Raw genomic sequence first — 11,430 nt, 5'->3', positions numbered from 1 at the left:
ACGCCGTTGTCCGTACCCGCCCCGGCCGCCTCGCGTACGCCGGTTCTCCTGCGCCGAGCTCCGGTGTACGCCCCTCCCCGGTGGAGGGGAAGCGGTCAGCGAATCGGCCGTGCCGGGGGGCTCAGAGCCCCCGGCGTTCAGCGCGAGTCGCTGCCCGCGGTCTCGATGGCGGCGCGGCCCGCCTCCAGGCGCGCCACCGGGATCCGGAAGGGGGAGCAGGAGACGTAGTCCAGCCCCACCTCGTGGAAGAAGTGGACCGAGTCCGGGTCGCCGCCGTGCTCGCCGCAGACGCCGAGCTTGAGGTCGGGGCGGGTGGCCCGGCCGGCCTCGACGGCGTGCTTGACGAGCGAGCCGACGCCGTCGCGGTCGATGGTCTCGAAGGGCGAGACCCCGAAGATGCCCTTCTCCAGGTAGGCGGTGAAGAAGGAGGCCTCGACGTCGTCGCGGGAGAAGCCCCAGACCGTCTGGGTCAGGTCGTTGGTGCCGAAGGAGAAGAACTCGGCGGCCTCGGCGATCTGGCCGGCCGTCACGGCGGCGCGCGGCAGCTCGATCATGGTGCCGAGCTTGATGTCCAGCCGGACGCCGGTGGCCTGGGCGACCTCGGCGAGCACCCGCTCGCACTCGTCGCGGACCAGCTCCAGCTCCTGGACGGTGCCGACCAGCGGGATCATGACCTCCGGACGCGGGTCGGCGCCGGCCAGCCTGCGCTCGGCGGCGGCCTCGGCGATGGCCCGGACCTGCATGCCGAACAGGCCGGGGATGACCAGGCCCAGGCGCACGCCGCGCAGGCCGAGCATCGGGTTCTGCTCGTGCAGCTTGTGCACCGCCTGGAGCAGCCGCAGGTCGTTCTCGTTCGGGTCCTTGCGGGCCTCGGCGAGGGCGACGCGCACCGACAGCTCGGTGATGTCCGGCAGGAACTCGTGCAGCGGCGGGTCGAGCAGACGGACGGTGACGGGCAGGCCGTCCATCGCCTGGAAGAGCTCCAGGAAGTCGCCCTTCTGAAGCGGCAGCAGGGTGGAGAGCGCCTGCTCGCGGTCCTTGTCGTTGTCCGCGAGGATCAGGTGCTCGACCTCCTTGCGGCGCTCCTCGCCGAGGAACATGTGCTCGGTGCGGCACAGGCCGATGCCCTGGGCGCCGTAGCGGCGGGCGCGCGAGCCGTCCTCGGCGTTGTCCGCGTTGGCCCGCACGGCGAGCCGGCGGCGGCCGTCGGCGTGGGACATCAGCCGGTGCACGGCCTGGACCAGACCGCCCTGGACGTCGGCGCCGGCGTGCAGGGTGCCCTCGAAGTACTCCACCACCGCGGAGGGGAGGACGGGTACCTCGCCGAGGTAGACCTTGCCGGTCGCGCCGTCGATCGAGACGACGTCGCCCTCCTCCAGCACCAGGCCGTCGGCGGTGGTCATCCGGCGGCGCTTGGTGTCGACCTCCAGCTCCTCGGCGCCGCAGACACAGGTCTTGCCCATGCCGCGGGCGACGACGGCGGCGTGCGAGGTCTTGCCGCCGCGGGAGGTGAGGATGCCCTCGGCGGCGATCATGCCGTCCAGGTCGTCCGGGTTGGTCTCGCGGCGGACCAGGATGACCTTCTCGCCGGAGCGCGACCACTTCACCGCGGTGTAGGAGTCGAAGACGATCTTGCCGATCGCGGCACCGGGCGAGGCGGCGAGGCCCCGGGCGATCTGCTTGGACTCGGCGTTCGGGGCGAAGCGCGGGAACATCAGCTGGGAGAGCTGGCCGCCGGTGACCCGCATGAGGGCCTCGTCCAGGTCGATCAGGCCCTGGTCGACCAGCTGGACGGCGATCCGGAAGGCGGCCGCGGCGGTGCGCTTGCCGACCCGGGTCTGAAGCATCCAGAGCTTGCCGCGCTCGATGGTGAACTCGATGTCGCAGAGGTCGAGGTAGTGGTTCTCAAGCGTCTGCATGATCGCCATCAGCTCGTCGTACGACTTCTTGTCGAGCTTCTCCAGCTCGGACAGCGCCAGGGTGTTGCGGATGCCGGCGACGACGTCCTCGCCCTGGGCGTTGGACAGGTAGTCGCCGTAGACGCCCTGGGCACCGGTGGAGGGGTCGCGGGTGAAGGCGACACCGGTGCCGGAGTCCTCGCCGAGGTTGCCGAAGACCATGGTGCAGACGTTGACCGCGGTGCCCAGGTCGTTCGGGATGCGCTCCTGCCGGCGGTAGAGCCGGGCGCGGTCGCCGTTCCAGGAGTGGAAGACGGCGTGGATGGCGAGGTCCATCTGCTCGCGCGGCTCCTGCGGGAAGGCCCGGCCGGTCTCGCGCTCGACGATGGCCTTGAACACCTCGACCAGCCGCTTGAGGTCCGCGGCGTCCAGGTCGAGGTCGTTGCCGGTGCCCTTGGCGTGCTTGACCTCGTCCAGGGCCTCCTCGAACAGCTCGCCGTCGACGCCCAGCACGGTCTTGCCGAACATCTGGACCAGGCGGCGGTAGGAGTCCCAGGCGAAGCGCTCGTTGCCGGACTGCGCGGCGAGGCCGGCCACCGAGGCGTCGGAGAGGCCGATGTTCAGGACGGTGTCCATCATGCCGGGCATCGAGAACTTGGCGCCCGAACGCACCGAGACCAGCAGCGGGTCGTCGGCCTGGCCGAGCTTCTTGCCCATCTCCTGCTCAAGGGCGTCCAGGTGGGCGCTGATCTCCTCGTGCAGCGAGGTGGGCTCGGTGCCCGTCTCCAGGAAGACCTTGCAGGCCTCGGTGGTGATGGTGAACCCCGGGGGGACGGGGAGACCCAGGTTGGTCATCTCGGCCAGGTTCGCGCCCTTACCGCCGAGAAGGTCCTTGAGGTCCTTGTTTCCTTCAGTGAAGGAGTAAACAAACTTCTGCTGGGACGCCACGGGTTTGTCTCCTCGCACACGGTTGCCCTGACGCCGGAGAACATACCCATTTCGAAGGCTCGTCCGCGCCGCCAATAGGCCGTACGTGGTCAGGATCGGCACGTAACCCGCTAGATCGAATGCACTGAATGGCGTTCACCTCTGGTGGGGAAATCGTCCGGCTGACGCTAGCGCACCTTCAAGTCTTGAAGGCGGTGAAACGGGAAGATCACCTTGCCGGAACGCACGGTAGCCACCGGCGGCCCGGACCGGTGGCGCGGCTTGATTTCCTGCACCCTCAGCGCCCGATCCACCGCCGCGCCCCTTCGGGAAGCGATCCGCCCCCGACTTGTTCATTTCGTCCTGTCGGCCACCTCCGACCGCCAGGGTATGTGGCAAGCGTCACGAGCACATCTCACCGTTCGAACGTAGTCCTGCTCAGCCGATCGTCGCACTGCGTCCAGAAACGTGTCTCCTCCGTGACATTGGACTGCCAAAAAGGAGCCCTCTTGGCCGAATTGGCCAAGAGGGCCGGGGAGGAGTCCCGATCGGCCCCGGGGGGCCGTTTTCTACCAGCTGTACATATCAGCCGCCGGAGGTGTCCGATTCGGCGTCTTCGCCCGGGCGGGCGCAGTCGTACGGATCGTCCAACCAGCCTTCCGGCAGGACGACCCGGTTGTTGCCGCTGGTCCGCCCGCGCGGGCCGTCGGCACCGGCCGGCCAGGACTGCGACTGCTCCACCAGGGCGAGGGTTTCGGCCAGTTCGGCCAGCGAGGAGGAGTTGGCGAGCTTCACCCGCAGCTCCGAGCCCACCGAGAAGCCCTTGGTGTACCAGGCGACGTGCTTGCGGAAGTCGATCACTCCGCGGGCCTCGTCGCCCAGCCACTCGCCGAGCAGCTGCGCGTGCCGGACCATCGCCCGGGCCACGTCGGCGAAGGTCGGGCGGGCGTAGTCCGTCTCGCCCTCGAAGATCGCCACCAGGTCCTTGAACAGCCAGGGCCGGCCCAGGCAGCCGCGGCCGACCACCACGCCGTCGCAGCCGGTCTCGCGCATCATCCGCAGCGCGTCGTCCGCCGACCAGATGTCCCCGTTGCCGAGCACCGGGATCTCCGCCGGGACGGACTCGCGCAGCCGGGCGATCGCCGACCAGTCGGCGGTGCCGCCGTAGTGCTGGGCGGCGGTGCGCCCGTGCAGGGCGATCGCGGAGACGCCCTCCTCGGCGCCGATCCGCCCGGCGTCCAGGAAGGTGAGGTGGTCGTCGTCGATGCCCTTGCGCATCTTCATGGTGACCGGCAGGTCACCAGCGTTGGCCACGGCCTCGCGCAGGATCTCGCGCAGCAGGTTGCGCTTGTACGGAAGCGCCGAACCGCCGCCCTTGCGGGTCACCTTGGGGACGGGGCAACCGAAGTTGAGGTCGATGTGGTCGGCGAGGCCCTCCTCGGAGATCATCCGGGCGGCCTTGCCCACGGTCACCGGGTCCACGCCGTAGAGCTGGATCGAGCGCGGCTTCTCGCTCGGGTCGAACCTGATCAGCTGCATGGTCTTGGCGTTGCGCTCGACCAGGGCCCGGGTGGTGATCATCTCGGACACGTAGAGGCCCTTGCCGCCGCTCTGCTCGCGGCAGAGGGTGCGGAACGGCGCGTTGGTGATGCCGGCCATCGGTGCCAGCACGACGGGCGGCCAGACCTCCAGCGGCCCGATGGCCAGCGGCGCGAACCCGGCTCCGGCTCGTGCCCCGGCCGCGTCGGCGGCTGCGGTGGCTCCGATGCCGCCGGCGGCGGGCGCGGGGGCCGGAACGCCGGCCGTGGTGGCGGTGCCGTCGGCGGGGCCGGTCGCGGTGCTCGGCTCGATGGGTGCGGGCGGGACTGTCATGCGCGGCTGACCTCGGGGACGGCGGGTGGGGGACTCTTCATTGTCCCCCACCCGGCGCAACCGTCCGGGGCTTCGCCGGAAGGCGGCCGGGCCGCCCGGCCGGCCGACGCCCGGCCGATACCCGGCCGAGGACCGGCCACCGGACGACGAGTACCGGCCCGCGAGTACCGGCCCGCCGCCGGTCAGTCCCCGTCGGCCTCGCGGTCCTTCGCGAGGACCGACACCGATCCGGAGCTGACCGAGACCCTGATCTTGTTCGGGCTGGAGCGGTCCGCCAGCGCCGGATCGATCCCGCCGCGCGGGGCCGTGCCGCCCTCGAAGTCGTAGCGGGAGCCGCGCGGCAGGCCCAGCACCACCGCTCCCGAGGTCACCCCGATGTCCACGCTGCGCGGCGGCTCGACGAAGCCCAGCTGCACCGACCCCGAGGTCGCGCCCGCGGTGACCGTCGGAACGGCCAGTTGCCGGCCCCGCACGGAACCGGAGGTGGTGCGCACGGCCAGCGGACCGGACACCTCCGTCAGCACGACCTCCCCCGAGGTGGAGAGCAGGTCGATCCCGCCCGTCGTCCCGGCGATGTCGATGCTGCCGCTGGACTGCTTCCCGCTCACCTCGATCCCGGGCGGCACCTCCAGCTCGATCACCGCGCCGCAGCCGAGGTCGCTGACCGGCAGCACCTGGTTGCAGTACATCCGGAGGTCCAGCCGGTGCTGGTCGAAGAGCGCCGAGACGACCGGTTTGCGGACGATCCAGTCCAGGCGCTGGCGGACCACCACCTGGCCCTCCTTCCCGGGCCGGATCCGTACGGTGGCCCGGCCGGTGTCCAGCCGGAGCCCGGTCACCGCGACGGGGTACGTCCGCTCCACGTGCACCTCCTGGTGCACCGCCATCCCCCAGGTCTGCCCGGCACCGAAGAGCAGTGCCACGACCAGCACGAGCGTGCCGATCAGCCGCCAGCCCGCCCGGCCCCGGGGAACGGGCGGCACCTCCTCCTCCGGGGCGGGCGCCCCCGCCGGCGCGGTCGTCGTCACGCCACCTCCAGGAAGCGCAGCACCGCCATCACCCGGCGGTGGCTGTCGTCGGCCGGCGGCAGGTCGAGCTTGGCGAAGATCGAGTTGATGTGCTTGGCGACCGCGCTGTCGCTGACCACCAGCGCCCCCGCGATCGCGGCGTTCGAGCGGCCCTCCGCCATCAGCGCGAGCACGTCCCGCTCGCGCGGGGTCAGCCGCTCCAGGGGATCGCGGTGGCGGCGCACCAGCAGCTGGGCGACCACCTCCGGGTCCAGCGCGGTGCCGCCCTCGGCCACCCGCTGCAGCGCGTCCACGAAGTCGTCCACGTTGGCCACCCGCTGCTTGAGCAGATAGCCGACCCCGCTGGTGTTGCTGGTCAGGAGGTCCGCGGCGTAGCGCTCCTCCACGTACTGGGAGAGCAGCAGCACCGCCACCTCCGGCCACTGCCGGCGGATCAGCAGCGCCGCCCGCACCCCCTCGTCGGTGTAACCGGGGGGCATCCGGACGTCGGCCACCACGACCCGGGGGCGGTGCTCCTCCACCGCGGCCAGCAGTTCCTCGGCGTCCCCGACGGCCGCGGCCACCTCGTAGCCCACCGCCTCCAGGACCTTGACCAGGCCGACCCTGAGGAGGACCGAGTCCTCGGCGATCACAGCACGCACGGCAACTCCACGGTGATGGTGGTCGGGCCCCCGACGGGGCTGAGCACGGACAGGGACCCGTCGACCGAGGCGGCCCGCTGGCGCAGGCCGGTCAGCCCGGAGCCGCGCGCGGCGTCCGCCCCGCCGACGCCGTCGTCGCTGACCACCAGCCGCAGCCGGCCGCCGGCCGTCCGCACCGAGACGTCCGCCCGGGAGGCCCGGGCGTGCTTGGCGACGTTGGTCAGGGCCTCGGAGACGGTGAAGTAGGCGACCGCCTCGACGGTCGGGGCTATCCGCTCGGCCAGGTCGACGTCCAGCCGGACCGGCAGCGGGGTGCGGGCCGCGATGCCGGAGAGCGCGGCGTCCAGCCCGCGGTCCTCCAGGACGGCCGGGTGCAGGCCGCGGACGAGGTCGCGCAGCTCGTCGATGGCCGCCTGGGCCTCCTCGTGGGCCTCGACGATCACCTGCATGGCCTCGGGCGGGACGTCCCTGAGGGTGCGGCGGGCCAGGCCGAGGTTCATGGCGAGCGAGGTGAGCCGCTGCTGGGCACCGTCGTGCAGGTTCCGCTCGATCCGGCGGCGCTCGGCGTCGACCGCGTCGACCAGCCCGGCCCGGCTCTCGACCACCTCCTCGATCCGGTGCTCCAGCTCGGCCGTACGGCCCGGTCCGAGCAGGCGCACCGCGGCCGTCTCGTCCAGCCGGGCCAGCAGGGACGCGGCCCGGGGCAGCAGGAGGACCAGGAGCAGACCGCCGACGGTGAGCGGGATGTCGAGCTTGGCCCACTGGTAGTGGACCGGGGAGTCGGCCGGCATCATCCAGGACCAGCCGAAGACCGTCGAGGCCATCAGGGCGGCGCCCCACCCGTAGACGACGGCCAGCGCGCCGAGCGCGACCAGCGGGCCCACCACCAGGTGGTAGCCGACCTGGCTCCAGCTGACCCCGGTGCGCAGCGCGGTCAGCGGCCCGGCGCCCGCCCGGCCGGCCGGGCGCAGCAGGGGCGGGATCTCCACCCCGCGCAGGGCGCGGAGCCGACTGCGCTGGGCGGCGGTGAGCGGACGGACGGAGAGCAGGACCACCCCGAGGAAGAACAGCGTCACCTTGAGGTCGACGAAGATCAGCCAGGTGGGTACGGCGAGGGGGATCCCGGCGGCGAGGAAGCGGCTGTTCCGCCAGGCCGCCGCCGGCCACGGCGGCCGGAGGGCGCTCCCGGCGAGCGCGCCGCGCGGCTTCGTGGAAGGCATGGCGGACAGCCTAGGGCGCGGTGATCGGCCGTCACCATGAAGGTGTCTGCCGAGAAATGGTGAAGCTGGGTACACCCCCGGTTCGGACCGGTGCACTACCGACAACACCGTCCGTGACGACGAGTCTTGACGGCATGACGAGCACTGCTTCGCACTCCACCGATCCTTCGCACGGCCGCCCGGTCCGCGGCGGGGCCGCGGGCAGCCGGGCCGCCGCGGCCGGCACCGGCGCCCTCGGGGACGGACGGCTGCCGGTCGGGCCCACCCCCGCGTCCGACGGGTCCCACGGGGCCGACGGGGCCGGGGGGCCGCTCCTCCCGGCCGGCCCCTGGTCGGTGCGCAGCGTCCGGCCCGGCCGCGGGCGGCGCGGCCGGGCCGCCCTGGAGGTCTACGAGCACGGCGAGCTGGTGGACGTGCTGGTCGCGGCCCGGCTCGGACGCGGCCTGCTGCGCGGCGCCCGGGTCTGGTCGGGCCCGGCGGCCGGGGCGGGTGCCCGTCGGCGGCCCCGGTACGGGCTGGCCTGGGGGCGGCTGCCGCACGGTGGCGCGGTGCCGTCGGTGGGGTTCACGGACGGGCGGCTGCTGCGGCTGCCCGGGCGCTCCGGCCCGGTGGTCACGGCGGGCGAGGTGGTCACCGTCGCCGGGGAGTTCTGGCTGGCCTGGGCCGAGGGCGTCTTCGACGGTGTGCTCGTCGAGGCGGCCGACGGCACCGGGGCCGAGCGGTGCCCGCTCGTCCGGGTCCGCGCGCGAACCGGGGGCGCGCGGGCCGGGGGCGCGCGATGAGCACCGCCGTCCTCACGGCCGGTCCGGTCCGGGACAGCCGGGGTGTCCGGCCGCCCCGGCACGTTCCGACACCCCGGTCCGGACGCCCCGCCCCGCCGGCCCGCTACCCGTTCGCGGCGCTCGCCGCGCGGGTACCGGTGGTCGCCGCACTGGTGCTGCTGCCCTGGACGGCCGTGCTCGCGGCCGCCGGCGAGACGGCCTGGGTCGTCCTCGACCTCTGCGAACTCGCCGCCCTGCTCCGGCTGGACGCCGTGCTGCGCCGCCGCGGTCCGGGCACGGTCGCACCGGCCGGTGCGGTGGCGCTCCTCCTCTCCGGTGACGCCCTGGCCGACATCGCCACCGCGGGCCCGGGCCGGGAGCTGCTCGCCGCGCTGACGATGGCGGGCTGTGTCGAACTCCCGCTCGCCGCCCTCTGTCTGGTCCTGGGCCTGGCGGGCGCCGGAGGGTCCTCAGCGGACCCCCGCAGCCCCCGTCCCGGTGACCGTCCCCGCGCCGCCGGCCGTGCCCGCGGCCGCCCCCGCACCGGCGCCACCGGTCGCTCCCGCCGCGAGGGCCGACGGCAGCCGGGTGGGCAGCCTGGTCAGCAGCGCGGCGGTCTCCTCGTCCTTCGGGGTGTAGACGACCATCCGCGGTCCCTGGACCGGGCCGAGCCAGTAGCTCGTGTACTCCAGCCGCAGCAGCCCCGCCTCCGGGACCAGGAAGCGCTTCAGCCCGTTCCCCGGCCGCACGACGTCGTGCCGCCGCCAGGCCTCGTCGAACACCGGGGAGGCCCGGCGCAGCCGGGCCAGCAGCGTCCGCCAGGCGGGCTCGGTGCCGTACTCGCCCATCCCGGAGCGGAACCTGGCCACCATGACGTCCCGCTCGGCCTCGTGGTCCACCAGCACGTCGCGGAACCGGGAGGGGGTGAACGCCAGCCACATCAGATTGCGGTCCTCCGGCGGCAGCTGCTCCAGGTCGCCGACGATCCCGGTGTACTGGGCGTTGCAGGCCAGCACGTCGTAGCGGGAGTTGATCACCGCGGCCGGGTAGGGCGCCATCCGGTCCACCGCCATCCTGACCCCCGGTGTGACGGTCGGGCACTCCCGCACCGGTACCGGGTCCTCCGCCCCGGCCAGGGTGAACAGGTGGGCCCGCTCGCTCGGGTCGAGCAGCAGGGCGCGCGCCACCGCGTCCAGCACCTGGACCGACACCTGGATCTCGCGGCCCTGTTCCAGCCACGTGTACCAGGTCACCCCGACGGCGGCGAGCTGCGCGACCTCCTCGCGGCGCAGCCCCGGCGTGCGCCGCCGGCCGGTCGGCGGCAGGCCCACCTGCTCGGGGGTGATCCGCTCCCGCCGGCTGCGGAGGAACGCCGCCAGCTCGTGCCGCCGGGAATCGGCGGGTGCTCTCCCGGTGCCTGCCGTGACGGCCGTCGTCCTCATCCCACCAGCATGCGCCATCGCGCATCCTGGTGCCAGGTACTTCTGATACCCGGACAAGGACACTCTGGTACCAGGGTGGGCCGCACCGGATCGTAGGACCGTGACCCAGCAACCGACCGCCACCAGGGCCCTCGCGGCCACCGGCCCCGCTCCCTCCCCCGCCGTCTCCGCCGTCTCCGCCGCCGCCCGCTCAGCCCCGCCCGCACTCGGCACCGCCGGGCTGGTCACCGTCCTGCTCGGGGCGTTCCTCCCGATGCTCGACTTCTTCATCGTCAACGTCGCGCTGCCGAGCATCGACCACGACCTCGCCGCCGGCCCCGCCGTGCTGGAACTGGTCGCCGCCGGGTACGGCATCGCGTTCGCCGTCCTGCTGGTCCTCGGCGGGCGGCTGGGCGACATCCTCGGCCGCCGCCGGCTCTTCGTCGCCGGGGCCGCCGCCTTCGCCGTCTCCTCCCTCGCCTGCGGGCTGGCCCCCGGTGCCTGGAGCCTGGTCGCCGCCCGGGCCGCCCAGGGCGCGTCGGCCGCGCTGCTGATCCCGCAGGTCCTCGGCACCATCACCGCCGCCACCCACGGCGCCCGGCGCGGCCGCGCGCTCTCCGTCTACGGCGCGGTCGCCGGCGTCTCGGTGGTCGTCGGCCAGGTCCTCGGCGGCATGCTGGTCGCCGCCGACCTGTTCGGCACCGGCTGGCGCTCGGTCTTCCTGCTGAACGTCCCGTTCGCCCTGCTGGCCCTGGTGCTCGCGCTGCGCTTCGTCCCGGAGAGCCGCGCGGAGCGGGCCACCGGGGTCGACATCGCCGGCACCGTCCTGCTCACCGCCGCCCTGCTCGCCCTCCTCGTCCCGCTGATGGAGGGCCGCAGCGCCGGCTGGCCGCTCTGGTCCTGGGTCCTGCTCGCGCTGTTCCCGGTGTTCACCGCCGCCTTCGCCCTGGTCGAGCGCCGGGCCGAACGCCTCGGCGGCAGCCCCCTGGTGCCGCCCACCCTGCTGCGCGTCCCCGAGATGCGGCGCGGCCTCGGCATCGCGCTCCCCTACTTCGGCGGCTTCGGCGGCTTCATGTTCGTCATCGCGGTCGCCCTCCAGCAGGGGCTCCGCCTCGGCCCGGTCGCGGCCGGCTGGGCGCTGGTCCCGATGGCCGTCGGCTACTTCGGCGCCTCCCTGGCCGGCCCGCGCCTGATCGGCCGCTTCGGCAGCCGGGTGCTCACCGCCGGCGCCCTCGTCCAGGCCCTGGGCCTGGGCACCCTGGCGCTCACCGTGCTCGCCGACTGGGGCCACTTCTCCCCGCTGCGGATGGCCCCGGGCGTGGCACTGGCCGGGATCGGACAGGGCCTGATCGGCACGCCGCTGTTCCGCGTCGTCCTGTCCAAGGTCCCGGCCGACCGCGCCGGGGTGGGCAGCGGTGTCCTCGCCACCGGCCAGCAGGCCGGCCTCGCCCTGGGCGTCGCCACCCTCGGTTCGCTCTACCTGGCCCTCTCCCCGACCCTCGGCATGGACCGCGCGCTCGCCCTCTGCCTGGGCATCCAGCTGCTGGGTTCGTTCACCGTCCTCGTCCTGACCGCCCGTCTCCCCCGTTCGATCGGCTGAGGCAGCGTCTCCTCCTCGGGGGCCGGAAGGGCGGCGACCAGCTCGGGGCCGTTGTTCCGCAC

8 protein-coding genes are annotated in these 11,430 nt (G+C 73.7%); 2 read left to right on the top strand and 6 right to left on the bottom strand.

What is annotated here, in order from left to right; translation table 11 throughout:
• Positions 1-137 precede the first annotated feature (137 nt).
• From ppdK to ACFCX4_RS28880, 5 genes are all read right to left on the bottom strand, one after another.
• Positions 138-2,846, bottom strand: coding sequence for a pyruvate, phosphate dikinase (ppdK, locus tag ACFCX4_RS28900; RefSeq protein ID WP_376148561.1), 2,709 nt, complete (start codon positions 2,844-2,846; stop codon positions 138-140).
• 564 nt (positions 2,847-3,410) lie between these two features.
• Positions 3,411-4,484: a tRNA dihydrouridine synthase DusB gene (gene dusB, locus ACFCX4_RS28895; protein ID WP_376148564.1), complete on the bottom strand. Its 1,074-nt coding sequence runs from the start codon at positions 4,482-4,484 to the stop codon at positions 3,411-3,413.
• Positions 4,485-4,879: 395 nt separating this feature from the next.
• Positions 4,880-5,725 carry a DUF4097 family beta strand repeat-containing protein gene (locus ACFCX4_RS28890; RefSeq protein ID WP_376148558.1) on the bottom strand — a complete coding sequence of 282 codons (846 nt, stop codon included), beginning with the start codon at positions 5,723-5,725 and terminating at the stop codon, positions 4,880-4,882.
• The gene (locus ACFCX4_RS28885; RefSeq protein ID WP_376148555.1) at positions 5,722-6,366 is read right to left on the bottom strand and encodes a response regulator; all 645 of its coding nucleotides are present in this window, start codon (positions 6,364-6,366) and stop codon (positions 5,722-5,724) included. Before ACFCX4_RS28885 ends, ACFCX4_RS28890 begins: the two co-directional genes overlap by 4 nt.
• Positions 6,354-7,586: a histidine kinase gene (locus ACFCX4_RS28880; protein WP_376148553.1), complete on the bottom strand. Its 1,233-nt coding sequence runs from the start codon at positions 7,584-7,586 to the stop codon at positions 6,354-6,356. Before ACFCX4_RS28880 ends, ACFCX4_RS28885 begins: the two co-directional genes overlap by 13 nt.
• Before the next feature lie 134 nt (positions 7,587-7,720).
• Between ACFCX4_RS28880 and ACFCX4_RS28875 the strand changes: the two genes are divergently transcribed.
• Positions 7,721-8,368 carry a hypothetical protein gene (locus ACFCX4_RS28875; RefSeq protein WP_376148550.1) on the top strand — a complete coding sequence of 216 codons (648 nt, stop codon included), beginning with the start codon at positions 7,721-7,723 and terminating at the stop codon, positions 8,366-8,368.
• 449 nt (positions 8,369-8,817) lie between these two features.
• Here the strand turns inward: ACFCX4_RS28875 and ACFCX4_RS28870 are convergent, their stop codons facing one another.
• The gene (locus tag ACFCX4_RS28870) at positions 8,818-9,789 is read right to left on the bottom strand and encodes a helix-turn-helix transcriptional regulator (RefSeq protein ID WP_376148547.1); all 972 of its coding nucleotides are present in this window, start codon (positions 9,787-9,789) and stop codon (positions 8,818-8,820) included.
• Between the two features lie 100 nt (positions 9,790-9,889).
• Between ACFCX4_RS28870 and ACFCX4_RS28865 the strand changes: the two genes are divergently transcribed.
• Entirely contained in the window at positions 9,890-11,368 is a 1,479-nt protein-coding gene (locus ACFCX4_RS28865) for an MFS transporter (RefSeq protein ID WP_376148544.1), read from the top strand.
• Positions 11,369-11,430: the final 62 nt, after the last annotated feature.

This window comes from Kitasatospora sp. NPDC056327 (genome assembly GCF_042261735.1).
Lineage (GTDB): Bacteria > Actinomycetota > Actinomycetes > Streptomycetales > Streptomycetaceae > Kitasatospora.
The sequence above is the reverse complement of the archived record's forward strand: the minus strand, read 5'-3'. Positions and strand labels throughout refer to the sequence as shown.

What these genes read in the sequence shown, in the direction of transcription:
- dusB (WP_376148564.1), bottom strand. Translation starts at nt 4,484, where the DNA reads ATGGCCGGCATCACCAACGCGCCGTTCCGCACCCTCTGCCGCGAGCAG.
- ACFCX4_RS28875 (WP_376148550.1), top strand. Translation starts at nt 7,721, where the DNA reads ATGACGAGCACTGCTTCGCACTCCACCGATCCTTCGCACGGCCGCCCG.
- ACFCX4_RS28870 (WP_376148547.1), bottom strand. Translation starts at nt 9,789, where the DNA reads ATGAGGACGACGGCCGTCACGGCAGGCACCGGGAGAGCACCCGCCGAT.
- ACFCX4_RS28880 (WP_376148553.1), bottom strand. Translation starts at nt 7,586, where the DNA reads ATGCCTTCCACGAAGCCGCGCGGCGCGCTCGCCGGGAGCGCCCTCCGG.